This window comes from Limnohabitans sp. Rim8, assembly GCF_943326455.1.
Taxonomy (GTDB): domain Bacteria; phylum Pseudomonadota; class Gammaproteobacteria; order Burkholderiales; family Burkholderiaceae_C; genus Limnohabitans_A.
The window spans coordinates 1-24392 of the sequence record NZ_CALPTI020000034.1 but is presented as its reverse complement, the minus strand read 5'-3'; the positions used below and the strand labels follow the sequence as shown (position 1 = coordinate 24392).

Below are 24392 nucleotides of genomic sequence, written 5' to 3'. Positions count from 1 at the left end.
TGATCAGTTCACCACCGAAAGCCTTGACGCCGAGCATTTTTGGCTTGGAATCACGACCGTTGCGCGTAGAGCCGCCGCCTTTTTTCTGTGCCATGACCTATTCTCCTCAGGCAGCGATCGCACCGATTTGCAGTTCGGTGAACTGCTGACGGTGACCCTGACGTTTCTGATAGTGCTTACGACGGCGCATCTTGAAGATGTGCACTTTGTCGTGCTTGCCATGAGCCACCACAGTGGCTTTGACTGTGGCGCCGGACACCAGGGGCGTGCCGATCTTCAGGTCTGCGCCGTTGCCGACTGCGAGAACTTGATCGATCACGATTTCCTGGCCAACGTCCGCAGCAATCTGTTCTACTTTAATTTTTTCGCCAGCGACAACACGATACTGTTTGCCACCGGTTTTTATGACCGCGTACATAAATGACCTCTTTGAATGGAAGTTTCCAAGGGCTAATCCCCGAGGAACCTGAGATTTTAGCATGTACCCGCCCAATCAGGCAAATCATCCAGCGCAAACTTGCACCCAAGGCAACGCAGAGAATGGGTTTCCCTATAATGCAACCACTTTAAAACGCTTCATGAGTGAGCGTTTTTGCCGCCTCGGCATCGCCGGGTAACCCTGCCGGATTTTCCATTTGTCAGCCTCAGAACACAGCACAGCCGCTGCCCTCGAACTGGTAGCCCCCGACATGGCCGCTGTCGACCGCGTCATTGCCCAACGGCTTGATTCAGGGGTTCCTTTGGTGGGTGAAGTGGCGCAATACATCATCTCTGCAGGTGGAAAACGTTTGCGTCCGGTTCTGCTGCTTTTGACCTGCGGGGCTTTGGGCTACAGCGGTGAGCAGCGCCACAACTTGGCTGCCGTTGTTGAATTTATCCACACCGCCACTTTGCTGCACGACGATGTCGTGGACGAATCCACTTTGCGTCGTGGTCGCCCTACGGCCAACGAAAGTTTTGGCAACCCCGCCAGTGTGCTGGTCGGGGACTTTTTGTATTCCCGCGCTTTCCAAATGATGGTGGACGCCCAGAGCATGCGGGTGATGCAAACCCTGGCCGACGCCACCAACGTGATTGCCGAAGGCGAGGTGCTACAACTCATGAACATGCACGATGCCTCGCTGAACGAAGACGGGTATCTGCGCGTGATTCGCTCCAAAACTGCCAAATTATTTGAGGCCAGCGCGCGATTGGGCGCGATTTTGGCGGGCAGTGATGCCTCGATCGAAACCGCTTGCGCCGACTATGGCCAAGCTCTTGGCACGGCCTTCCAAGTGATCGACGATGTGCTCGATTACGACGGCAACGCCGCAGAGATGGGCAAAAACCTGGGCGATGACCTGCGCGAAGGGAAAACCACCCTCCCATTGATTTTGGCCATGCAGCGCGGCAACGAGGCGCAAAGGCAGACGGTTCGCGAAGCAATCGAGACAGGCAGCGTCGACAAAATCACCGAAATTGCCGCCATTGTCAGAGCCACTGGTGCCTTGGAAGCGACGCGCAATGCCGCTGCTGCCGAAGCTCAACGTGCCATCGATGCGGCCATGCTGCTGCCTGACAACCCACACCGCACCGCCATGGTCAATCTGGCCTCACAGTTGCTGAATCGGCGCACTTGATCGACATGCGAAGCCTCTCATGTTCACTTTGGGTGCTGCTCAGCCTAGGCAACCTGAACGCGTTGGCCGCCACGCCCAAGTGGGACGCCATCACCTTGAACGATCAGGGCATGTTTTTCATCGATGCACACACCATCAAGGATGAAGGGGGACGAAAAGTTTTGTGGAGTGCCGTGGATTACAAAAAACCTCAAAGAACCGCCGATGGCGTGGCTTATTTATCGGTCCAAACCCAGCTTCAAATCAATTGCAATGCCAAAATGGCTCGGGTGATGCACATGACCTACTTCAGTGGCCCCATGCTCACTGGCAAGCAAGTTGGCCGCCAAGGCATGCTCCACGAGTGGATTGAGATTGACCCTTCCTCTGCCATTCATAAAATCGCTCGCCGGGTTTGTTGAGCTTGTCGCGTTGGTGATCCTAAGAGTTGACCAAGCTGTGTGATATTGATTGCTGTCCCTTGGTGATCGCCAAGGGATCCAATCAACAGGAGACAACATGCGATCAATTCGCCAAAAATGGCTTCACTTGTGCACTCTGGGTTTGTTCGGGCTGTTGGCCTTGGGCGTCCAGACCTCGGTGATGGCCCAAGCCTATCCCAACAAACCCATCAAAATGATCGTGCCGTTCCCGGCTGGTGGCACCACAGACATCGTGGCCCGCATCGTGGCCCAACGCATGAGCGAATCCATGGGGCAACCCGTCACCATCGACAACCGGGGTGGGGCAGGCGGTGCCATTGGGGCTGACTTGATGGCCAAAGCTGCACCCGATGGCTACACCATCATGATGCACAACCTGTCTTTTCCGCTGGCTTCGGTCGCGCAAACTTTGGCCAACCGCTCACCCTTTAACGTGGATACCGACTTTGCCGGGGTGTCGATTGCGGTCTATGTGCCATTTGTGTGGACTTCAAGCCCCAGCGTCCCAGCCAAAGACCTGAGGGAGTTGGCTGCATTGTTGCGTGCTAACCCAGCGTTGCAATACAACTACGGATCGACCGGTCCAGGCTCCACCATGCACGTTTTAGGTGAGGCCTTCAAAAAGGAAGGCAGAGTCAACATCACCCATATTCCGTTCAAAGGCGCAGCCCCTCTGAAACAGGAACTGCTGGCAGGCCGCCTTCAGGTCGGGGGGGATCAGTTGTCCTCGTCCTTGGCGGAGATCAAGGCCGGAACGCTCAAAGCTTTGGCCACCACAGCCTCCAAACGCATTCCTGGCTTGCCAGACATTCCCACGGTCAGGGAGTTGGGCTTTCCCAACCTTGAACTGGAAGGCTGGAACGGCGTCTTTGCACCCGCCAAAACACCCAAGGACATCATTGAACGCCTGAACAAAGAAGTCATTGCAGCCGTTCGACACCCCGATGTGGTCAAACGACTGAACGATTTGGGTGCAGAGGGCGTTGGCTCAACGCCAGCCGAGCAAGATGCGATGCTGCGGCGGCAAATGGACCAATTCCGCGCCATCATCCGCGAAATGCGCCTCGAGTAAATCGGCGGCTAGGCAACCTCGCCCAAAGCTCAGGCGCGGTTGCCTTGTGTCAACCACCACACCAACAACTCGGAGCAATCTTTCCCATCCAATCCGCTGTGCGCAGCGGCTTCAAATTGCTTCAAAGCGAGTGCGGTCAGTGGCATCTGTCGTTGGACCTCTTGACCCTGATCCAGCATGGCTTGCATGTCTTTGCGCATCGTGGCCACATTGACGGTGATCTGATCGCTTTTTTTCTCCTCCAAAGTTTTGGCGATCATGGCACCGCGTACCTTGAGCATGTTGGGCCCACCAGAGGAATCGGACAAGATATCGATCACACGCTGAGGGTCCAGCCCCAAGGGCTCAACCAAGGACAGTGCCTCGCCCAATGTTTGCCAGTACACCATCAAGGGCAGATTGACGGCCAACTTCATGGTGGCACCCGAACCATGTGGTCCGACATGCTCCACGCGACGACAAATGACATCCAGTAATGGACGCACGGTCTGCAAGTCATGGTCGGCACCTCCAACAAATCCAAGTAGCTTGCCCTCTTTAGCGGGTCCCACACTGCCGCCGACAGGACACTCCAGAAAATGCGCGCCCAGTGCCTGAATCCGGCGGGCCATTTCTTGAGGTTTGGCTGGACGCACGGTGCTCATGTCAATGAAAGTCTTGTTCGACACATGGCCAGACAACAGACCGGTCTCTGAGCTGTACACATCGTCCAAAGCAGCCTCGTTGGTCAACAGTGTGATCACCACATCCACCGACTCTGACAAAGACTTGGGCGATTGAGCCCATTGGGCGCCAGCATCCAGCAAGGGCTGCGCCCGCTCTGCTGTTCGATTCCAGACCGTCAGCTCGTACCCCAAAGAGAGCAACCTCAAGCCAATAGCCGAACCCATTTTTCCAATACCTGCAATACCTATTTTCATTTTTGTCTCCGAGCTGAGATAGAAGCAGTGATTGTGAAGCTGTTTGCCACACCTCAGTGAATGAAAAGTCATGGACCCTGGCCGCGTTGTTGCACTAAAAAAACACAACATCTGCCAGTCATCAGCCTGTTCGGCATTTACAAACGCCCTGAACACGGCCATGATTTGATATCTTTGGTACTCAATCAAGGAGCCTTCATGGAATCAGCATCAGCACGACCAAAGCCTTCTCCGAGCGCAGAAGATGCCCCTGTGGTGACATACGTACAGCAACTGTTCGAACAGGCTGTATCGCTCAAGGCCTCGGACCTGCATTTCGAGCCTTATGAGCACCATTACCGGGTGCGGATGCGTGTCGATGGGGAATTGCGTGAGGTGGCCTCGCCGCACATGGCACTGAAAGATCGGTTGGCTTCCCGCATCAAAGTGATGTCGCGTTTGGACATCGCTGAAAAACGCTTGCCACAAGACGGGCGCATGAAACTGCATTTGGAAGACGGTCGGGAGTTGGACTTGCGGGTCAGCACCTTGCCCACCCTTTTTGGTGAAAAACTGGTGGTCAGAGTTTTGGATTCGGCCCAGGCCCAGTTGGACCTCCAAGGCCTTGGCTATGAGCCTGAAGACCTTGAGCGCTTATTGACTGCAATCCGTGCGCCCCACGGCTTGGTGCTGGTGACCGGCCCTACAGGCTCTGGCAAAACACAATCCCTGTACGCCTGCCTGAACCTCCTCAACACACCAGAGGTGAACATCGCCACAGTAGAAGACCCGTGCGAAATTCAGCTTGCAGGCATCAACCAAGTCAATGTGCAAGACAAGCCGGGCCTGAGTTTTGCCTTGGCTTTGCGGGCATTTCTGAGACAAGACCCTGACATTTTGATGGTAGGCGAAGTGCGGGATCTGGAGACGGCCACCATCGCCATCCAAGCGGCACAAACCGGGCATTTGGTGTTATCCACTTTGCACACCAACGACGCTCCGGCTACTTTGGTGCGTTTGCGCAACATGGGCACCGCCCCCTACAACATCGCCGCCAGCGTGAGATTGGTGACAGCACAACGCTTGGTGCGCTGTCTGTGCCCTCATTGCAAACAAGCCACTGCCCTGCCCGCTGCCATTTTGCTCAAAGCCGGTTGGCCAGAAGCCTTGAGCCCCACAGATACAGTGCAGGCTTTTGAGGCAGTTGGCTGCGCACTCTGCCACAAAGGTTTTTCTGGGAGAACCGGTATTTTTCAGGTCATGCCTGTGAGCGCCGATATGCAAAATTTGGTGTTGCAAGAAGCTGGCATTCAGGAGATGGTGCAACAAGCCCGCCGCGAGGGCATCAACAGCTTGCGGGTCGCTGGCTTGCGCAAAGTGCTGCAAGGCATCACCTCGCTGGACGAGGTTTTGGTGGCCACCCGAGACGACTCATGAACGCTGCCAAACCACCTGGATCAAATTCAACTTTTCGATGGTCGGGTCGCGACAAACAGGGTCGCCACCAAAGCGGTACGCTCCAAGCTTTGCATGCCGACTTGGCCAGAGCTCAAGTGCGCCGACAGGGAATACAAAATGTACAGGTGCAGCGTGTGTGGTGGTCAAGTCCTGACGGGATCAAAAGCAAAGACTTGGCCACCATGACACGGCAATGGGCGGCGATGCTCAAAGCTGGGGTGCCCGTGGTGCAAGCCTTGGCCATGTTGTGCCGCAGCATGTCCCACAAAAACTTAGTGCGTGTCATGCAATCCGTTTTGAACGACGTGGCATCCGGTATCGCACTGCACGATGCCCTGGCTCGTCACCCTCGGCACTTCAGCGGTATCTTTGTGCACATGGTCCAAGCGGGTGAATCAGCAGGCATCTTGGACGAGATCATGGAGCGCCTGTCACAGACCCTCGAAAAAAACGAAGCTCTGCGCTCCAAAATCAGCTCAGCGCTGATGTACCCCACCGCTGTATTGACGGTGGCCATGGGTATTTTGGGACTGATCTTGGTGTGGGTGGTCCCGGTGTTTGAGGACGTGTTTCAGTCCCTGGGAGCAGAGTTGCCTTGGTCCACGCGAATGGTCGTTGGCCTGAGCGACTCGCTGATCCAAGCTTGGCCAGTGGTTCTGTTCGTATTGGCGTTTCCCATCTGGGCGGCCCGACACCCAGGGCTTGCAGCCAAGCGTGTGCGCAAATGGGCCGCACAATGGTTTCTGACTTGGCCAATTCTGGGGCCACTTTTGACCACGGCCATCGTGGCGCGTTGGTCACAAACCCTCTCGGCCTTGCTGTCAGCCGGCGTACCCTTGGCAGAAGCGTTGGGGTCTACAGCCCAGGCATGCGATCATCCAGTCTTTGAAAGTGCCACATTGCAATTGCAAAGACGGGTCGTTCAGGGCAGCAGTTTGAGCGAGGCCATGGGGCAAACAGCACGCTTTCCGGCGATGATCGTGCAGTTGTGCGCAACAGGCGAGGAAACAGGCGCTTTGGACAGCTTGCTGGGCAAAGCTGGGGGCCTGATGGTTACCGAGTTGGACGACCAGGTGAATGGTTTGACCAGCTTGCTCGAGCCCCTGATCATCGTGGTACTGGGTGGGTTGATTGGCGCCATTTTGGTGGCCATGTACCTGCCTATCTTCAATTTAGGACAAGTGTTTTGACATGATCGAAGGCGTTTTGGCACTTGGTTTGGCAGGCTTGCTGGGCCTGATGGTTGGCAGCTTTCTCAATGTGGTGATTCACCGCCTGCCGCTGATGCTGCAGGCCCGGTGGAACGCCGAAACCACGGCCACATCAATTGAAACGCCCTCTTTCAATTTGGCTGTACCGCGTTCGCATTGCCCGCAGTGTCAACACGCTCTGCGATGGCATGAAAATATCCCTCTTTTGAGCTTCATTGCCTTGCGCGGGCGATGCGCTCACTGCCGAGCCCAGATCAGTTGGCGATACCCGGCCATCGAACTGATCACCGCGGGCTTGTTCATCGGTTTGATGGCCAAACACGGCTGGGGCTTTGAGGCCTTGGCTTGGGCTGGTTTTTCAGCGGCCTTGGTGGCTCTGGCTGCCATCGATGCCGACACCCGCTTGTTGCCCGATGCCATCACGCAACCCTTGGTTTGGGCCGGCTTACTGGCATCAAGTGTGGGACTCTCAGGGATAGGCTTGAACGAGTCTTTATGGGGCGCTGCAGGTGGCTACTTGTTTTTATGGTCCGTTTTTTGGCTGTTCAAGGCAATAACAGGCAAAGAGGGCATGGGGCAAGGTGACTTCAAACTGCTGGCAGGTCTAGGGGCTTGGTTGGGCTGGCCAGCGTTGCTGACCTTGGTGCTGATGGCATCCCTGACGGGGATTTTGGGCGGCCTGATCCTGAAATGGCGAGGCCGATTGCATGAAAATGGCGAATTGGCTTTTGGGCCCTACCTTGTCTTGGCAGGCTTGTGGGTCATGGCTTTTGGCACCCTTCCCTGGTTTTTGATCTGAATACAGGACCCACATGACGACTCCTCAACCGACCCGCAGCCCTTGGCGTATCGGACTCACAGGCGGTATTGGCAGCGGTAAAAGTACTGTGGCAAATATGTTGGCTACACACGGCGCTGCTGTCATCGACGCGGACTCGATTTCACGCGGCCTGACGGCACCCGGTGGTGGGGCCATGGCGGCAATTGCCCTGACCTTTGGGCCCCAGATGGTCGATGCCCAAGGCGCCATGGACCGGCAAGCCATGCGCGCTTTGGTGTTTCAAAACCCCCACGCCAAACAACAGCTGGAGGCCATCATTCATCCCTTGGTCAGCCAGACCACTGCAGAACAAACCCAAGCAGCGGTGCAAAGTGGTCGGCGCGTGTTGGTGTTTGACGTGCCTTTGTTGGCCGAATCAGGCGAACGCTGGCGCAAACAAGTGGACAGGGTCATTGTGGTGGACTGTGATGCCGACACCCAGCGCCAAAGAGTCATGGCTCGAAGTGGCTTGGCCCCCGATGAAATCGACCGCATCATCGCACTGCAAGCCACCCGTCCAAAGCGCCTGGCTTGCGCCGATGGGGTGATCTTCAATCAGGGTTTGAGCCTGGCTCAATTGCAGACCCAAGTGGCTCAATTGGCTGCTGACTTCGGGCTATGATGACGACACTGGAAAACGCCGCGTGATACTGTACGAATACCCTTTCAATGAACGCATCCGCACTTACCTGCGCTTGCAACAACTGTTCAACCGCTTGGGCCAATTGATGGCCAGAACGGCTGCGCTGGACCACCACTTTGCACTGACCACTTTGTTCGAAATCATCGAAGTGGCCTCGCGCTCGGAACTCAAGTCCGATGTACTCAGAGACCTGGAACGCCAAAAACAGTTGTACAACGGCTACCGTGGCAACCCGGCCATTTCTGAAAAGGCCCTGGATGGTCTGATCGCGCAACTCGACGAACACTTTGAAGCGCTCAACCAAATCAGCGGCAGGATTGGTCAAAGTCTGAATGACAACGACTTTCTGATGGCACTGCGAAGCCGCGCAGTGATCCCAGGCGGTACCTGCGAGTTTGACCTGCCCGCCTATTATGCTTGGCAACACCACGATGCGGCCAGCCGCAGCCATGATCTTTCGCAATGGGTCGCACCCTTTGGCCCCTTGGCGCAGGCGGTCAAATTGCTGTTGCAAATGCTACGGGAATCCGGCTCCAGCCAAAAAGTCATGGCCACGGCTGGTCAGCTGCAACAAAATCTACCGCAAGGCCGCACGTTTCAATTGCTGCGCCTCAAAATCGATCCGACACTTGGCATCACCCCAGAGATCAGTTGCAACCGCCTGCTGGTGGTGGTCCGCATGCTGCGCCAGCAAAGCGACGGCAAATTGGTGGCCACCACAGAAGATGTGCCGTTTGAGATGTCTTTGTGCGCATGAGCGATTCGAACCAGCCCCAAGAATTCACGCCCCGAAAGGTGCGCTGCCCCGCCTGCGCGGGCACCAGCCTTTACAGTCCCCACAACCCCTACCGACCGTTTTGCAGCGCCCGTTGCAAGGGCGTGGACTTAGGCGCCTGGGCCAGCGAAGAATTCAAACTGCCGGACGACACTCCGCCCGATGAGTCTTTTGGCGATCCACGCTTGCAGTAAGCCGGGAGCGAAAGGCCTAGGGCCAATCAGACGCCCCCCTATCGTGCTCTTAAACGTGCGTGGCACCAGTGAACTGACGCTCCTCGGCCAGCCAAGCCAACACGGGGATGGTGCCCGGTAAAACCGGCATGACACTCACTGGCAGAGATTGCCAAGCGTGTGATTGCGCTTCGCGCATCTGCAACTCTCCCTGCCAGTCCCAGACCTTGCAGAAATGCAAACGCACCAAAGCGTGCGGGTAATCAACCATCTGGGTTTTCCAGACTTGGGCGGCACCGATGGTGATGCCCAGCTCTTCATTCAACTCGCGGCGCAGAGCTTGCTCGACCGACTCGCCCGCTTCGAGTTTGCCGCCCGGGAACTCCCAGTAGCCCGCATAGACCTTGCCTTCGGGGCGCGAGGTCAGCAAAAAATGGCCATCGGCTTGTACCAAAATACCCACCGCTACATCGACCATGTCACGCTCGGCCTGACCAACGCTCAGGCCTTCGCGTGCGCGGTCGCCATCGGCCACCAACAGACCTGCGCTCATGCGTTGTCGGCTTGGCGGCCCATCATGTCGCGCGCAAACTGGTAGGCCACACGGCCGCTGCGCGAGCCGCGCTCCAAGGCCCAAAGCAGAGCATCAGGGCGGGCAGTCTCGATTTGCGCAGGCGTGGCACCCAGTGCGCTGAGCCATTGCCCGGCAATGGTCAGGTACTCATCTTGGGAGAAGGGGTAAAAACTGATCCAAAGGCCAAAGCGTTCGGACAGCGAAATTTTTTCTTCCACACCTTCGCCTGGGTGTACTTCGCCGTCTTCGGTGTGCTTGTAGGTGAGGTTCTCGCTCATGTACTCGGGCAGCAGGTGGCGGCGGTTGCTGGTGGCGTACACCAGCACATTGGGCGTTGAAGCTGCCACGGTGCCATCCAGAATCGACTTGAGTGCCTTGTAGCCAGGCTCACCATCTTCAAAGCTCAGGTCATCGCAATAGACCACAAACTTTTCGGGGCGACCCGCCACCACTTCGATGATGTCGGGCAAGTCGATCAGGTCTTCCTTGTCCACCTCAATCAAGCGCAGGCCCTGAGGTGCATAGGTGTTCAGGCACGCCTTGATGAGTGAGGACTTGCCCGTACCGCGGGCACCCGTCAGCAGCACGTTGTTGGCGGGACGGCCGTGCACAAACTGCTCGGTGTTGCGTTGCAGCTTTTCCTTCTGGTCGTCGATTTCTTTCAAATCAGCCAGTGTCATGGCTGCCACGTGACGCACCGGCTCCAGCACGCCATGACCCGATGAACGTTTGCGGTAGCGCCAAGCAATGGCCTGCGTCCAATCAGGCGCCGATAGAGGCTGGGGCAAGACCGTTTCGATGCGGTCGACCAACTGGCTGACTTTGGCCAGCAGCTGGTCCAAAGCTGAAGAAGAAGCAGGTGAATTCATGACCGGTAATCCGCGTTGATGGTGACGTAATCGTGGCTCAGATCGCAGGTCCAGACAGTGTCGGTGGCTCTGCCCCGGCCCAGGCCCACCCGCACGGTGATCTCGCTGCCTTTCATGACGCGCTGACCGTCTTCTTCGCGGTACTCGGTCCGGCGGCCACCTTGCGAGACCACATGCACATCGTCCAGATGCAACTCAATCAGGCCCTGGTCCAAGTCTTCAATGCCGGCGTAACCCACTGCCGCCAGAATGCGACCCAGGTTGGGGTCGCTGGCAAAGAAAGCCGTTTTGACCAAGGGCGAGTGCGCGATGGCATAAGCCACCTTGCGGCATTCTTCGCCCGTACGTCCGCCTTCAACTTGCACCGTGATGAATTTGGTAGCGCCCTCGCCATCGCGAACGATGGCATGCGCCAACTGGCGGGCCACTTGCACCAAGCCCTTGAGCAACGCTTGGCCATCGGCGCTGTCCAGCGAGGTGATGGGGGTGTGACCCGCCTTGTGCGTGGCGATCAGCATGAAAGAGTCGTTGGTCGAGGTGTCGCCATCGATGGTGATGCGGTTAAACGAACCATCGGCCAGCTGCTTGGCCAGTGCGGGCAGCAAGGCCGGATCGATGCAGGCGTCGGTGGCTACAAAGCCCAGCATGGTGGCCATGTTGGGGCGGATCATGCCCGCGCCCTTGCTGATGCCGGTGATGCTCACGGTTTGGCCACCCACATGCACCTGCACGCTGGCCGCTTTGGGCACGGTGTCGGTGGTCATGATGCCTTCAGCAGCTTGGCCCCAATGTGCAGCTTGTGCGTCGGCCATCGCAGCGGGCATACCGGCCACGATGCGGTCTACGGGCAGCGGCTCCATGATCACGCCCGTTGAAAACGGCAGCACTTGCGCAGGCGTGCATTGCAGCAGACTGGCCATGGCCTCGCAGGTTTGGCGCGCATGGGCCAAGCCCGGTGCGCCCGTGCCCGCATTGGCATTGCCCGTGTTGATGACCAAGGCACGAACTGTGCTGCCTGCGCTCAAGTGCTCACGGCAAACCTGCACTGGGGCAGCGCAAAAACGGTTGCTTGTGAACACCCCTGCCACGCTGACACCTTCGTCCAGCAAAAACACCGTGAGGTCTTTGCGGTTGGCTTTGCGCACACCCGCTTCGGCAATGCCTATGCGCACGCCAGCAATAGGGTTGAGTTGGGCGGGGTCCAGTGGGGGCAAGTTCACAGGCATAAATATCCTTCAGAAAACAATCTAGCATCGAGCAGCAAAAGGACAAAAACGGGCCGGAGCCCGCTTTGTGAGTCCCCCCAAGTTAGGCAAGCTTGCCGTGGCAGTGCTTGTATTTTTTACCGCTGCCGCAGGGGCAAGGGTCGTTACGTCCCACCGGACCATACGCCTGCTGCAAGCTTGCCAGATCGGCGGCCACAGTTTGTGGTTGGCCGGTTTCGTCCGGAGCGCTGTAGGTCACGTTGCTGATTTGCTCGGCACGCTCCTCAATCGCTTGAGCTGCCTGCTGTATCTGGTCGCTCGACTCGATGCGCACGGTCATCAGCGTGCGGGTCACTTCATTCTTGACACCATCGAGCAACTGACCAAACAACTCAAACGCTTCGCGCTTGTATTCTTGTTTGGGTTGCTTTTGGGCATAGCCACGAAGGTGAATGCCTTGTCGCAGGTAATCCAGTGAACTCAAATGCTCGCGCCAATGGGTGTCGATGCTTTGCAGCAAAATCATCCGCTCAAACGAGACAAAACTGTCACCTCCCGCCTGATCCAACTTGGCTTGGAACTGCGCATGGGCTGCAGTCACGACCATTTCCAAAATATCTTCCTCAGAGATGGCATTGGAATCTTGGACTTTGGCTTGGAGTTCCAACTGGATGCCCCATTCATCGGCCAACACTTTTTCCAGGCCAGGCAAGTCCCACTGCTCTTCCACCGATTCAACTGGCACAAACTGGCGCACCAAGTCGGTGAAACAACCCTCACGCAAGGCGGAGATTTGGCTGTGCATGTCTTGGGCATCCAAGATGTCGTTGCGCTGTTGATAAATCACTTTGCGCTGGTCGTTGGACACATCGTCGTATTCCAACAATTGCTTGCGGATGTCGAAGTTACGGGCCTCGACTTTGCGCTGGGCACTTTCAATGCTTCGCGTGACGATGCCCGCTTCGATGGCTTCGCCCTCAGGCATTTTCAAGCGGTCCATGATCGAACGCACGCGGTCGCCCGCAAAAATGCGCATCAACGGATCGTCAAGGCTCAAATAGAAACGTGATGAACCAGGATCGCCCTGACGCCCAGAGCGACCACGCAACTGGTTGTCAATGCGACGTGACTCATGTCGCTCGGTGGCAATGATCCGTAGCCCACCCAAAGCCTTGACCTGCTCGTGCACCAATTTCCACTGCTCGCGGAGCTGGGCCACCTGGGCATTACGCGCGTCAAGCGGCAAAGCCTCGTTGTTTTCAATCGCCTGCGCATCCTTTTCGATGTTGCCACCCAAAACGATATCGGTGCCTCGACCCGCCATGTTGGTGGCAATCGTGATCATGCCGGGACGACCCGCTTGGGCCACGATGTCAGCCTCTCGGGCATGTTGTTTGGCGTTGAGCACCTGATGCGGCAACTTTTGCTGGGTCAGCAGCTGGGCAATCAATTCAGAGTTTTCGATCGATGTTGTGCCCACCAAAACGGGTTGACCACGCTCATGGCATTCGCGGATGTCGGCAATGGCCGCGTTGTAACGTTCTTGCGAGGTCTTGTAGACACGGTCCAATTGGTCTTCACGCTGGCTCTTGCGGTGCGGTGGAATGACCACTGTCTCAAGACCGTAAATTTCCTGGAACTCGTACGCCTCGGTATCGGCCGTACCCGTCATGCCACCGATCTTGTTATAGAGGCGGAAGTAGTTCTGGAACGTGATGGATGCCATCGTCTGGTTTTCAGCCTGGATCTGCACGCCCTCTTTGGCCTCAACGGCCTGGTGCAGGCCATCGCTCCAGCGGCGACCGGTCATCAATCGCCCTGTGAACTCGTCCACGATCACGATCTCACCCTCCTGAACCACATAGTGCTGGTCCCGGTGGTACAGGTGGCGCGCACGCAAAGCAGCATTCAAATGGTGCATCAGCGTGATGTTGGCCGGGTCATACAGGCTGGCGCCTTCAGGGATCAAGCCCATCTGAGACAGCACAGCCTCGGCTTTTTCGTGGCCGTCTTCGGTCAAAAATACCTGGTGGGATTTTTCATCGACCGTGAAGTCACCCGGTGTGATGATGCCCTCACCTGTGCGCGGGTCCGCCTCTCCTTCTTGTCGTGTCAGCAATGGCACCACTTGATTCATGGCCATGTAGGTGGCGGTGTGGTCTTCGGCTTGCCCGCTGATGATCAATGGCGTGCGCGCCTCATCGATCAAGATCGAATCCACTTCGTCGATGATGGCGAAGTTCAAGGGACGTTGCACACGGTCTTGGGCCTCGTAGACCATGTTGTCGCGCAGGTAATCGAAACCGTATTCGTTGTTGGTTCCGTAGGTGATATCGGCGTTGTAGGCCGCTTGCTTTTCTTCGCGCGGGAGCTGAGGCAGGTTGATGCCCACGGTCAGACCCAAAAAGTTGTACAGCTTTCCCATCCACTGGGCATCTCGGCTGGCCAGGTAATCGTTCACGGTGACCACGTGCACGCCTTTGCAGGCAATGGCATTCAAGTATGCGGGGAGTGTGGAGGTCAAAGTTTTGCCTTCGCCTGTCCGCATCTCTGCAATTTTGCCGTTGTGCAAAGCAATACCACCTGCCAACTGCACATCAAAGTGGCGCATTTTCATGACGCGCTTAGAACCCTCGCGCACCACCGCAAACGCCTCCGGCAACAAAGCGTCCAAACTCTCGCCGGCTGCAGCACGGTCTCGAAAGCTTTGGGTTTTGGCGCGAAGCTCATCGTCGCTCAGGCTTTCGAGTCCAGCTTCTAAGGCATTGATGCGCTCTACCGTTTTGCGGTACTGCTTGAGCAACCGATCATTGCGGCTGCCGAAAATTTTGGTGAGGAATGGGATGGCCATGTCAATTTGATCCACCAACAGCACAGGTGCCGAAAGTCAGACCGTCTGTCCTGTCTCGTAATGCGTTTCACAAATAAGGGCGACACAGACCCGCTGTTATTTCACCCTGTCAAGCCAGTCCAATGGACGGCTTGCACAACTTGAACATTTTAACGCTTGGATGCTCATCATTGAACCATGGCCTTACGCTGCCCCGACCTGCTGGATAATGGTTGTCAAACCTATACATCATGCAAAGACGCCATCAAGCTATTCCTCTACAACAAGCGGCTCAGGAATCTCCAGCCTTGGCCACACTGATGGACCGTGTGCGTGACTCATCTCTTCGCCTTCAAACCGTTAAAAGTCTTTTGCCTGGGCCTTTGCGGACCAGTGTCCAAGCTGGGCCCCTGGAGGATGGTTGCTGGTGCCTTCTGGTCGCCTCCAATGCGGTTGCAGCCAAATTAAGGCAATTGGTCCCTGCTTTACAAGCTCATTTGAATCAACAAGGTTTGGGCGTGGCCACGATCCGCATCAAAGTGCAAAACAGTTGATCTGATGTGAACGCGAATCACCACAAAAAAAGCCCTGATCTTTCTAGATCAGGGCTTGAATGGTGGTGCCGCTTGTCGGATTCGAACTGACGACCTACCGCTTACAAGGCGGGTGCTCTACCAACTGAGCTAAAGCGGCACGGGCTGAATTCTAACTTGCGCGAAGCCCATCTTGGCATCAGGGTTCGATTTTTTTATTTGATTCTCTTGAGTGTTGGACGAGATGGACTCGGTGTCGTTGGGGCTGGTGGCACACCGTCCACTTCGGGTTGAGCCATCTCTTCGGTTTCAACAGCCGTCAAAGCCACCGATTCAGCAGGCTCATCGCTGACAGGAAAGGCCATACCCTGACCATTTTCTCGGGCATAGATGGCCATGACTCGGTGGATGGGAACCATGATTTCCCTTGGCTTGCCACCAAAACGCGCCTTGAATTCAATAAAGTCGTTGCCCAGCTTGAGTGAACTGGTGGCATCCATGCTGACATTCAGCACAATTTCGCCACCTTGCACGTATTCACGCGGCACCTGCACAGAAGCATCGACTTTGACGGCCACGTAAGGCGTGAAACCATTTTCAGAGCACCAGTCGTACAAAGCACGAATGAGGTATGGCCTCGTCGATGGCAGTTCCGTAGAGCTGATCATGCTGGTTCCTTCGCCTGCATTGTTGACCGGTCCAAGTTCACATCACTTGCGCATGACCTTTTCCGAAGGCGTCAGCGCTTCGATATAGGCTGGGCGTGAAAAAATGCGCTCAGCGTATTTCAGCAAAGGCGCAGCATTTTTGCTCAACTCGATGCCGTAGTAATCCAAACGCCACAACAAGGGTGCGATAGCGACATCGAGCATGGAGAAGTTGTCGCCCAGCATGAACTTGTTCTTCAGGAAGACAGGTGCCAATTGCGTCAAGCGATCACGGATGTGTGAACGCGCCTTTTCGAGCGCCTTGTCATTGCCCTTGAGCGAGCGGTTTTCCAAGGTCAACACATGCGCGAAGAGCTCTTTTTCAAAATTGAGCAAGAAAAGTCTAACCCGGGCGCGGTCAACGGGGTCACCAGGCATCAGCTGGGGGTGAGGAAAGCGCTCGTCGATGTACTCGTTGATGATATTGGACTCATAAAGAATCAAATCACGCTCAACCAAAATAGGCACTTGCCCATAGGGATTCATCACGTTGATGTCTTCAGGCTTGTTGTACAAGTCCACGTCACGGATTTCGAAATCCATGCCCTTTTCGAACAGCACAAAGCGGCAGCGGTGAGAAAAAGGGCAAGTCGTTCCGGAATAAAGCACCATCATGGTGGAGGCTCCTCAAAAAATCAAAAAGAGTGGGAGGCCCAAAAGCCTGCCACTCCAAAGGACCCGGCTGAATCGCCGGGTGAAAGATCAATTACTTGACGTCTTTCCAGTATGCCGCATTCAAACGCCAAGCAATAAAGGTAAAGAATGTCAAAAAGATCAGGACCCAAACGCCGATCTGCACGCGTTGGTTCTGAGCTGGCTCAGCCATCCACTGCATGTAGCCAACCAAGTCACCAATGGCTTGATCGTATTCCAATGGGGTCATCGTGCCAGGCTTGACCGTGTTCCAACCTTTGAAAATCTGGACCTTTTGTCCTTTTTCATCTCTTTCTTCAAAGACAGGCTCACGCTCGCCTTGAAGCTCCCAAAGGGGGTTGGGCATGCCCACGTTGGGGTAAGCGAGATTGTTCCAACCGGTAGGCTTGGTGTCGTCACGGTAATACGTGCGCAGGTAGGTGTACAGGTAATCTGCACCCGTACCGCCTGGGCCCGAACGCGAACGCGCCATCAAAGTCAAGTCTGGTGGATTCTTACCGAACCAATCTTTGGCCTGCGCCGGGTCGATGGCCACTTTCATGGTGTCACCGACACGGTCAGTTGCAAACATCAGGTTGTCTTTGATTTGCTGATCGGTCAAGCCGATGTCTTTCAGGCGGTTGTAGCGCATGAAAGCAGCCGAATGACAGTTGAGGCAATAGTTGGCAAACAGCTTGGCGCCGTTTTGCAGGGCTGCCAAATCATTGGTTTTCTTGGGTGCTTTATCCCAAGCAATGCCGCCGCCAGCAGCGTGCGCGCCAGCCACCATACCCAAGGCCATCACAAAGCCGAGTGCGAGTTTCTTGAGGTTTTTCATGTTCTTGAATCTCCGGGATCTCAGTGAGGCGTGAAGGTCACGCGGTCAGGCACTTGTTTGAACGTGCCCAGCTTGCTCCACCAAGGCATCAACAAGAAGAAGCCGAAGTAAAACAGGGTACCCACTTGGGATACGCGCTCACCGATGGGCGAAGGTGGCTTGACACCCAGATAACCCAAGATCAGGAAGTTGATGACAAACACGGCATACACATACTTGTGCCAGTCGGGGCGGTAGCGGATCGACTTGACAGGGCTGTAATCCAGCCAAGGCAAGAAAAACAAAATGATGACCGCGGCGCCCATGACCACCACACCCCAGAATTTGGCGTCAATCGACAAGAGCAGGACGCAAATCACAATGGTTGCCCCTACCAAGCCGCCTTTGAGCAAAGTCGGCAGCTTGCCCTTGGCCACAGCCAAGAACGCACCCACCACCACGCACAAGACCAGCACGTACATCATCTCAGTGGTGATGGCACGCAACATGGAATAGAAAGGGGTGAAGTACCAAACCGGAGCAATGTGCAAAGGTGTGGTCAGCGGATCAGCTGGAATGAAGTTGTTGTATTCAAGGAAATAACCACCGAATTCGGGGGCAAAGAACACCACCGCGCTGAAGGCCATCAGGAACACGCTCACCGAAAGGATGTCGTGAACCGTGTAGTAAGGGTGGAAAGGAATGCCGTCCAGCGGGTTGCCCTTGGCATCTTTCGGCGCATTCGCCGCCTTGATCTCTACACCATCAGGGTTGTTGGAACCCACTTCGTGCAAGGCAATGATGTGTGCCACGACCAGACCCAGCAGAACCAATGGGACCGCAATCACGTGGAAGCTGAAGAAACGGTTCAAAGTGGCGTCACCGACCACAAAATCGCCGCGGATCAGCAAGGCAAGGTCAGGACCGATCACCGGCACGGCCGAGAACAAGTTCACGATCACCTGAGCGCCCCAGTAGGACATTTGGCCCCAAGGCAACAAATAACCCATGAAGGCTTCGGCCATGAGCACCAAGAAAATAGCGCAACCGAAAATCCAGACCAATTCGCGTGGTTTGCGGTAGGAGCCGTACATCAAGCCGCGGAACATGTGCAGGTAAACCACCACAAAGAAGGCCGAAGCACCGGTGGAGTGCATGTAACGGATCAGCCAACCCCAAGGCACATCGCGCATGATGTATTCGACCGAAGCGAATGCCAAAGCTGCATCAGGCTTGTAGTGCATGACCAAGAAAATACCGGTCACGATCTGGATGACCAACACCAACAAAGACAAGGCGCCAAAAACGTACCAAATGTTCAGGTTTTTGGAGGCGTAGTACTCGGACAGGTGGTCTTTGTACAGCTTGGACGCCGGAAAGCGGTTGTCTACCCAATTGAGAAGCTTTTCGCCAGCAGGGGCGTTCGGAGAGATTTCTTTGAATTCAGCCATGTTGTTCTCCATCAGGCCTTCTTGTCTTCACCAATGAGCAACTTGGTGTCTGACAGGTACATGTGTGGTGGCACTTCGAGGTTATCGGGTGCGGGCTTGTTTTTGAACACGCGGCCGGCGAAGTCAAATGTGGAACCATGGCAAGCGCACAAGAATCCGCCATTCCAGTCATCGGGCAAAGAAGGCTGCGGACCTGTCGCGAACTTGTCGGCTGGCGAGCAACCCAAGTGGGTGCAAATGCCCACAGCCACCATGATCTCGGGCTTGATCGAACGGTGCTGGTTTTTCGCGTATTCGGGCGTAGGGTATGCGGTCCGCGCAGAAGTGGGGTCAGCCAACTGAGCTTCGGTTTTCTTCAGGGATTCAATCTGCTCATTCGAGCGCTTCATGATCCAAACAGGTTTACCGCGCCATTCGACCGTGAGCTTTTCGCCCGGGTTCAAGGCGGAAATGTCCACTTCAACAGCCGCACCGGCAGCCTTGGCACGTTCGGAAGGTTGGAAACTGCTGACGAAGGGGGTGGCCACGAAGCCAGCGCCTACGGCACCTGCGCAAGTGGAGGCAATCAGCCAAGTCCGCTTGCTGTTGTCGACTGGGGTGTCACTCATAGGAATCCTCTAGCGGGTCGTTATCAGGGTCAACCCGAGATTGTAGCGGAGTGAAACATCCAAGTGTCTTACAAGTGGATAGGCCTCAGCGTCAATGGGTCACAATCCCATTCTCAAAGTACTGCCGAGGATTTTTATATGTCATTTATTCAAGAATTCAAAACATTTGCACTCAAAGGCAACGTGGTCGACCTGGCCGTAGGCGTCATCGTCGGGGCCGCGTTTGCCAAGATCGTAGACTCTCTCGTGGCGGATGTCATCATGCCTTTGGTCAGCGTGGTCTTTGGTGGCCTGGACTTTGGCAATTACTACTGGGCGCTGTCAGGACAAGATGGCAATCTGCCTTTGGCAGAAGCCAAAAAAATGGGGGCAGTTTTTGCCTACGGCAACTTCATCACCGTGTCTTTGAATTTTTTCATTTTGGCCTTGATTATTTTCGTCATGGTTCGACAGATCAATCGACTCAAGGCGCGGCAGCCGGCTGAGGTCACCCCCGCCAAAGCGCCAGAAACCCCAGAAGATGTCGTTTTGTTGCGTGAAATTCGCGACAGCCTCAAGCGCAAACCCTGAGCAACATGCCCATCGTGTTGCAATGTACCCACTGGGTACCGCTCAGTGGGCACCCAAAACTCTTTGCCGCGCCATGCGAATGGCTTGAATCAGGCTGCTGGCGTCGGCCTTTCCGAGGCCGGCCAAATCCATGGCCGTTCCATGGTCTGGGCTGGTGCGGACCAAAGGCAACCCCAAGGTGATGTTCACACCCTGCTCTACACCCAAGTACTTCACAGGAATCAAGCCTTGGTCGTGGTACATCGCGATCACCACATCAAACTCGCGTTGGCCATCCGGACTTTGGCGTGCCCGCATGAAAACCGTATCGGGGGCAAAAGGACCCTGCACATCGATGCCCTCCGCGCAGGCCGCGGACACGCAGGGCTGCAAGATCTCGATTTCTTCTCGGCCAAACAGCCCACCCTCACCTGCATGTGGGTTGACCCCTGCCAGGGCAATGCGCGGCTTTCGGCCCAACGAAGGGCTGAGCGCACAGTGCGTGATGCGCAAGGTCTCCAGAACCCGGTCGCGGGTGATGGCGTCCAAAGCCTCTCGCAACGATAAATGGATGCTGACGAGCACAACACTCAGTTCTTCGTTGGCCAGCATCATGCGCACAGGCATTTGTGCCACCGTCACCCCGGTATGCCGGGCCGACTCGGCCTGGAGTAATTCCGTGTGACCCGGGTATTGGTCATAAGGTGCGCCCGCTGCATGCAAAGCCTCTTTGTGCAATGGCGCTGTGACCACGGCTGAAATTTCACCACGCAGCGCTGCACGGGTGGCCCATAACACGGCATCTCCAGCCAAGCGACCTGCTCTGGCATCGACCCGCCCCCAGGGCAAGCTGGGCGCCACGGGCACCACCTGCAAAACAGGCAAACAACGCGGCGGCATATCCATGGCTTGGGCGGGAGATTCGATTTCGCAGACCGGAAAACAGGACTTCTTCTGCACCAAGGCCATGGCTCGTCGCATCAGGCCCACGTCGCCCGCCACAAAACAACCCCGCGTCAGCTCAGGTGCAGTGCACCACGCCTTGGCAATGATTTCAGGACCGATGCCACAGGGGTCACCGGGCGTGATGGCGATGGGCAAGGTCAATCGAGTCATATCCATAAAACAATACCCAATCAGGCCGGGTTGTCGATCTCGATGAATTGGTGCTCAATGCCCAACAATTGGGCCACATGCGCCCCCAAGGCGGGTGCGCCGTAGCGTTCTGATGCATGGTGGCCACAAGCCAAAAACGCGATCCCCGTTTCGCGCGCCAAATGGGCCTGGGGTTCAGAGATTTCACCGGTCAAGAACACATCAACGCCCTGGGCGATCGCTGCTTCAAAATAGCCTTGAGCGCCGCCCGTGCACCATGCAACACGGCGAATCACTCGGCCGCCTTCACCCACGCATGTCACCGGACGCCCCAAAACACCGGCCACGTGATCGGCCAAGTCTTGAGCGCTCGACCAAGAAACCGCTGGGGTGCCGAAAAACCCGAGGTCTTGCTCACCAAACCGGCCCTCTGCCTGAAAGCCCAACAATCGGCCCAACTGGGCGTTGTTGCCCAATTCGGGATGGGCATCCAAAGGCAGGTGGTAGGCAAAAAGATGGATGCCATGGGTCAGCAACAAGCGCAGCCGATCGCGCATCCAGCCTGTGACGCGGCCGTCTTGACCCCGCCAAAACAAACCATGGTGCACCAACATCGCGTCTGCGTTGTCCGCAATAGCCGCCTCGATCAAAGCGCGACTGGCGGTGACGCCGCTCACCAAGCGTTTGATCTCGCGGTCCCCCTCGACCTGAAGCCCGTTGGGGCCGTAGTCGCGGAATTTTTCGGGTTGGAGCAAAGCATCCAAAGCTTGGCCCAGAGTTTTGGCATCGGTCATAGATGATGATTGTGGCTCAGGTGAGCCACACAGATTCGAATTTGGTAAATCAACACCAACGCACTACACAAGACCTGAATCAAGGACAATCTGTTGATATGAAAAGAATTTGGCTTTTGTTTTCACAGTGGGTCACCGTTTTGTTGGCCATTTGGTTCGTGGTCGCCACTTTGCAGCCCGAATGGTTGCGAGGCACCCAAGCCTCCATGAAGGGCATGACCTTGCTGCAAGCACCTGCTGCGGTCAGTGGCAGTCGTGCCCTGGGCAGCTTGAGCCTCCCCGCGCAAAAAGCTTCACCAGCCGTGGTGAGCATCAACACCAGCAAGGGCAAAAACAACAACCCTCATGGCCAAGACCCCTGGTTCCGGTTTTTCTATGGCGAACCAGACGAGCAAAACCCTGCCGGTTTGGGCAGTGGCGTCATCGTCAGTCCCGAGGGGCATATTCTGACCAATAACCATGTCATCGAAGACGCAGACGACATCGAAGTGGTGCTCAGTGATGGCCGCAAAACCATGGCCAAAGTGATTGGCACCGACCCAGACACCGACCTGGCCCTGCTGCAGATTCCGCTGAAGAATTTGCCTGTCATCGTGCTCGGGCAAACCCAGGACATGCAAGTGGGCGATGTGGTTTTGGCCATTGGCAACCCCTTTGGCGTTGGCCAAACCGTGACTTCGGGCATCGTCAGTGCTTTGGGCCGCAGCCAACTGGGCATCAACACCTTTGAAAACTTCATCCAAACCGACGCCGCCATCAACCCCGGCAACTCAGGCGGGGCCTTGGTCGATGTGAATGGTCATCTGATGGGCATCAACACCGCAATCTATTCCCGCTCGGGTGGCAGCATGGGCATTGGTTTTGCCATTCCGATTTCGACAGCCAAACAGGTCATGCAAGACTTGCTGAAAAACGGCAAGGTGATTCGCGGCTGGATCGGGGTCGAACCGCAAGACCTGTCCCCGGAGCTGGCTGAAAGCTTCAAACTGCCCTTGGTGGGGCAAAACGCGCTGAAGTCGGGGGTGGTGATCTCTGGTGTTTTACAAAACGGCCCAGCCGCCAAGGCGGGCATTCGCCCGGGCGATGTGATCATCCGTGTGGGCACCCAGCCGGTAGGCAATGTGTCTGATCTGCTCAACCAAGTCGCCAACCTGACACCGGGGGTGCCGGCCGAACTGGTGATCTGGCGCCAACAAGCTCAGTTGTCTTTGCGCCTCACCCCAGCCGAAAGGCCTTCGCCCAAACGCCAAGCCCGTTGAAGGCCAGCGCTTGGCAATTAAGCAGCTTCGTCGGCTGCTGCGTCAGGCGCTTGGGTGTTTTTGATGAAGATTTGTGCGGCCCAGATGCCCAACTCGTAAAGCAAGCACATGGGAATGGCCAGGGCCAACTGCGAGACCACGTCCGGCGGTGTGACGATGGCCGCAATGACAAAAGCCAAGACCACGAAGTAGCCCCGAAACTCTTTGAGCTTCTCTACGGTCACCACATTCATGCGGGCCAAGACCACCACAGCCACAGGCACCTCAAAAGCCAGGCCAAAGGCTAGGAACATCGACAACACAAAGCTCAGATAGGCCTCAATGTCAGGCGCAGCGGTGATGCTTTTGGGGGCAAAGCTCTGGATGAAACTGAACACCTGGCCAAACACAAAGAAATAACAAAACGCCACGCCTATGAAAAACAGCAAGGTACTGGACACCACCAAAGGCATGACCAGCTTCTTTTCATGGCTGTAAAGACCGGGTGCGATGAAGGCCCAGAGTTGGTACAAAACCACCGGCAAAGCAATGAGAAAGGCGCTCATCAGCAAAATTTTGAGCGGCACCATGAAAGGCGAAATCACCGAAGTCGCAATCAGCGTTGCACCTTTGGGCAAATGCACCACCAAGGGGGCGGCCAAAATGTCGTACAGATTGCCAGGCCCTGGATAAATCGCCAAGGCAGCAGCGGCGAGAGCAACCGCTGCGACGGCCCACATCAACCGATCACGCAACTCGATCAAATGCGCCACAAAAGGTTGCTCTGAACCTTTGAGTTCGTCGTCGGGCTGGGAAGGGGTTTCAGACATGGGATGGGTCAGTCAAACGGGCGCACAGCAAGCGCGCCAGTTTCAATAAGAATTAAGAGGCTTAGGCCGGTAACGGGCCACACGGGCAGCACCCGACAAGGCTTTGGTGCGAACCCCAGAACGGGCTTTGTACCACTGGGGCATCGCACCCCGCTTGAGACGCCAGTTCTTCTCGGGACGTTTGTAGTAAGGCGGTGGCGACTCGATGGCAGGCAAATCGCTGTTTAAGCCCGATGTGGTGTCTGCCCAGTCTTTTTCAAAATCAGAGGCCGTGGTTTGAACCGACTGCTCCACATCGCGGGCCGCCGTCTCCATGGTCTCTTTCATTTTTTTGAGTTCTTCCAAGTCCATCGACCGATTGACCTCGGCCTTGACATCCGAAACGTAACGCTGCGCCTTGCCCAAAAGTGCCCCCAATGTGCGGGCGACTTTGGGGAGTTTCTCGGGGCCAATGACGATCAACGCCACCACCCCGATCAGGGCCATTTTCGAAAAACTTAAATCCAGCACAGTGAAACGTTCAGTCGTTCAAAAGATCAAGACTTGGTCTTGGCTTCGACGTCGATG

At 56.1% G+C, this 24392-nt stretch carries 27 protein-coding genes, 1 tRNA gene and 1 pseudogene; 12 read left to right on the top strand and 17 right to left on the bottom strand.

Annotated features, from left to right (window positions below; genetic code table 11):
* Together Q1M54_RS15595 and rplU are read right to left on the bottom strand one after the other, a co-directional pair.
* Positions 1-94 (bottom strand): 50S ribosomal protein L27 (locus Q1M54_RS15595; protein ID WP_300559163.1); only part of this gene is annotated, 94 nt, incomplete at its 3' end.
* 12 nt (positions 95-106) lie between these two features.
* A complete protein-coding gene (gene rplU / locus Q1M54_RS15590) occupies positions 107-418 on the bottom strand; it encodes a 50S ribosomal protein L21 (protein ID WP_053171757.1) in 312 nt (103 codons plus the stop codon).
* A 217-nt stretch (positions 419-635) separates the two neighbouring features.
* Between rplU and Q1M54_RS15585 the strand changes: the two genes are divergently transcribed.
* From Q1M54_RS15585 to Q1M54_RS15575, 3 genes are all read left to right on the top strand, one after another.
* Positions 636-1619, top strand: a complete 984-nt coding sequence (locus Q1M54_RS15585) for a polyprenyl synthetase family protein (protein WP_300559153.1) — start codon at positions 636-638, stop codon at positions 1617-1619.
* 5 nt (positions 1620-1624) lie between these two features.
* On the top strand, positions 1625-2020 hold the full coding sequence (locus Q1M54_RS15580) for a surface-adhesin E family protein (RefSeq protein WP_300559151.1): 396 nt from the start codon (positions 1625-1627) through the stop codon (positions 2018-2020).
* A gap of 97 nt (positions 2021-2117) precedes the next feature.
* The gene (locus Q1M54_RS15575) at positions 2118-3113 is read left to right on the top strand and encodes a tripartite tricarboxylate transporter substrate-binding protein (protein WP_300559149.1); all 996 of its coding nucleotides are present in this window, start codon (positions 2118-2120) and stop codon (positions 3111-3113) included.
* Between the two features lie 29 nt (positions 3114-3142).
* Here Q1M54_RS15575 and Q1M54_RS15570 read toward each other — a convergent pair whose 3' ends face one another.
* On the bottom strand, positions 3143-4105 hold the full coding sequence (locus Q1M54_RS15570) for an NAD(P)-dependent oxidoreductase (RefSeq protein WP_366146263.1): 963 nt from the start codon (positions 4103-4105) through the stop codon (positions 3143-3145).
* 168 nt (positions 4106-4273) lie between these two features.
* Here Q1M54_RS15570 and Q1M54_RS15565 point away from each other — a divergent pair.
* The 6 genes and pseudogenes from Q1M54_RS15565 to Q1M54_RS15540 all read left to right on the top strand — a co-directional run.
* A pseudogene (locus Q1M54_RS15565) lies at positions 4274-5449 on the top strand (ATPase, T2SS/T4P/T4SS family); the annotation flags it as partial.
* Between the two features lie 203 nt (positions 5450-5652).
* Positions 5653-6660, top strand: coding sequence for a type II secretion system F family protein (locus Q1M54_RS15560; protein ID WP_300559143.1), 1008 nt, complete (start codon positions 5653-5655; stop codon positions 6658-6660).
* Between the two features lies 1 nt (position 6661).
* Positions 6662-7480, top strand: coding sequence for an A24 family peptidase (locus Q1M54_RS15555; protein ID WP_300559141.1), 819 nt, complete (start codon positions 6662-6664; stop codon positions 7478-7480).
* Positions 7481-7493: 13 nt separating this feature from the next.
* The gene (gene coaE / locus Q1M54_RS15550; RefSeq protein ID WP_300559138.1) at positions 7494-8123 is read left to right on the top strand and encodes a dephospho-CoA kinase; all 630 of its coding nucleotides are present in this window, start codon (positions 7494-7496) and stop codon (positions 8121-8123) included.
* Positions 8124-8145: 22 nt separating this feature from the next.
* Positions 8146-8901 carry a cell division protein ZapD gene (gene zapD / locus Q1M54_RS15545; protein ID WP_300559136.1) on the top strand — a complete coding sequence of 252 codons (756 nt, stop codon included), beginning with the start codon at positions 8146-8148 and terminating at the stop codon, positions 8899-8901.
* Positions 8898-9113 (top strand): DNA gyrase inhibitor YacG, encoded by a 216-nt coding sequence (locus Q1M54_RS15540; protein ID WP_300559132.1) that lies wholly within the window; start codon positions 8898-8900, stop codon positions 9111-9113. The genes zapD and Q1M54_RS15540 overlap by 4 nt, the downstream gene beginning before the upstream one ends.
* Before the next feature lie 49 nt (positions 9114-9162).
* Here the strand turns inward: Q1M54_RS15540 and Q1M54_RS15535 are convergent, their stop codons facing one another.
* The 4 genes from Q1M54_RS15535 to secA all read right to left on the bottom strand — a co-directional run bounded on the left by Q1M54_RS15535 (position 9163) and on the right by secA (position 14591).
* Entirely contained in the window at positions 9163-9645 is a 483-nt protein-coding gene (locus tag Q1M54_RS15535) for an NUDIX domain-containing protein (RefSeq protein ID WP_300559129.1), read from the bottom strand.
* Positions 9642-10535, bottom strand: a complete 894-nt coding sequence (locus Q1M54_RS15530) for an ATP-binding protein (protein ID WP_300559127.1) — start codon at positions 10533-10535, stop codon at positions 9642-9644. The genes Q1M54_RS15535 and Q1M54_RS15530 overlap by 4 nt, the downstream gene beginning before the upstream one ends.
* Positions 10532-11761 carry a bifunctional glutamate N-acetyltransferase/amino-acid acetyltransferase ArgJ gene (gene argJ / locus Q1M54_RS15525; RefSeq protein ID WP_300559124.1) on the bottom strand — a complete coding sequence of 410 codons (1230 nt, stop codon included), beginning with the start codon at positions 11759-11761 and terminating at the stop codon, positions 10532-10534. The genes Q1M54_RS15530 and argJ overlap by 4 nt, the downstream gene beginning before the upstream one ends.
* Positions 11762-11843: 82 nt before the next feature.
* Positions 11844-14591, bottom strand: coding sequence for a preprotein translocase subunit SecA (gene secA / locus Q1M54_RS15520; RefSeq protein ID WP_300559121.1), 2748 nt, complete (start codon positions 14589-14591; stop codon positions 11844-11846).
* A 230-nt stretch (positions 14592-14821) separates the two neighbouring features.
* Here secA and Q1M54_RS15515 point away from each other — a divergent pair, with 230 nt between their 5' ends.
* Positions 14822-15124 carry a DciA family protein gene (locus Q1M54_RS15515; RefSeq protein WP_300559118.1) on the top strand — a complete coding sequence of 101 codons (303 nt, stop codon included), beginning with the start codon at positions 14822-14824 and terminating at the stop codon, positions 15122-15124.
* 63 nt (positions 15125-15187) lie between these two features.
* On the opposite strand, the gene Q1M54_RS15510 is transcribed toward Q1M54_RS15515, so the two are convergent.
* The 6 genes from Q1M54_RS15510 to petA form a co-directional block, all read right to left on the bottom strand.
* Positions 15188-15263: transfer RNA gene (locus Q1M54_RS15510), tRNA-Thr, on the bottom strand.
* A 55-nt stretch (positions 15264-15318) separates the two neighbouring features.
* A complete protein-coding gene (locus tag Q1M54_RS15505; protein WP_300559114.1) occupies positions 15319-15771 on the bottom strand; it encodes a ClpXP protease specificity-enhancing factor in 453 nt (150 codons plus the stop codon).
* A 42-nt stretch (positions 15772-15813) separates the two neighbouring features.
* Positions 15814-16425, bottom strand: a complete 612-nt coding sequence (locus Q1M54_RS15500; RefSeq protein ID WP_019426373.1) for a glutathione S-transferase N-terminal domain-containing protein — start codon at positions 16423-16425, stop codon at positions 15814-15816.
* A 91-nt stretch (positions 16426-16516) separates the two neighbouring features.
* Positions 16517-17281 carry a cytochrome c1 gene (locus Q1M54_RS15495; protein WP_300559110.1) on the bottom strand — a complete coding sequence of 255 codons (765 nt, stop codon included), beginning with the start codon at positions 17279-17281 and terminating at the stop codon, positions 16517-16519.
* Positions 17282-17301: 20 nt separating this feature from the next.
* The gene (locus Q1M54_RS15490) at positions 17302-18711 is read right to left on the bottom strand and encodes a cytochrome bc complex cytochrome b subunit (RefSeq protein WP_300559107.1); all 1410 of its coding nucleotides are present in this window, start codon (positions 18709-18711) and stop codon (positions 17302-17304) included.
* Positions 18712-18722: 11 nt separating this feature from the next.
* Complete coding sequence (petA, locus tag Q1M54_RS15485; RefSeq protein WP_019426370.1) at positions 18723-19319, bottom strand: ubiquinol-cytochrome c reductase iron-sulfur subunit; 597 nt, start codon at positions 19317-19319, stop codon at positions 18723-18725.
* Positions 19320-19457: 138 nt separating this feature from the next.
* On the opposite strand from petA, the gene mscL reads away from it, so the two are divergent.
* On the top strand, positions 19458-19889 hold the full coding sequence (gene mscL, locus Q1M54_RS15480) for a large conductance mechanosensitive channel protein MscL (RefSeq protein ID WP_300559102.1): 432 nt from the start codon (positions 19458-19460) through the stop codon (positions 19887-19889).
* A 42-nt stretch (positions 19890-19931) separates the two neighbouring features.
* Here mscL and pdxA read toward each other — a convergent pair whose 3' ends face one another.
* The gene (gene pdxA, locus Q1M54_RS15475) at positions 19932-20984 is read right to left on the bottom strand and encodes a 4-hydroxythreonine-4-phosphate dehydrogenase PdxA (RefSeq protein WP_300559160.1); all 1053 of its coding nucleotides are present in this window, start codon (positions 20982-20984) and stop codon (positions 19932-19934) included.
* A gap of 20 nt (positions 20985-21004) precedes the next feature.
* Positions 21005-21757 carry a Nif3-like dinuclear metal center hexameric protein gene (locus Q1M54_RS15470; RefSeq protein ID WP_300559099.1) on the bottom strand — a complete coding sequence of 251 codons (753 nt, stop codon included), beginning with the start codon at positions 21755-21757 and terminating at the stop codon, positions 21005-21007.
* Between the two features lie 98 nt (positions 21758-21855).
* Here Q1M54_RS15470 and Q1M54_RS15465 point away from each other — a divergent pair, with 98 nt between their 5' ends.
* Positions 21856-23016 (top strand): trypsin-like peptidase domain-containing protein, encoded by a 1161-nt coding sequence (locus Q1M54_RS15465; protein WP_300559096.1) that lies wholly within the window; start codon positions 21856-21858, stop codon positions 23014-23016.
* Positions 23017-23033: 17 nt separating this feature from the next.
* Here the strand turns inward: Q1M54_RS15465 and tatC are convergent, their stop codons facing one another.
* Both tatC and tatB read right to left on the bottom strand, forming a co-directional pair.
* A complete protein-coding gene (tatC, locus tag Q1M54_RS15460; RefSeq protein WP_300559093.1) occupies positions 23034-23825 on the bottom strand; it encodes a twin-arginine translocase subunit TatC in 792 nt (263 codons plus the stop codon).
* 42 nt (positions 23826-23867) lie between these two features.
* Positions 23868-24335: a Sec-independent protein translocase protein TatB gene (gene tatB, locus Q1M54_RS15455; RefSeq protein WP_300559090.1), complete on the bottom strand. Its 468-nt coding sequence runs from the start codon at positions 24333-24335 to the stop codon at positions 23868-23870.
* Between the last annotated feature and the right edge of the window lie 57 nt (positions 24336-24392).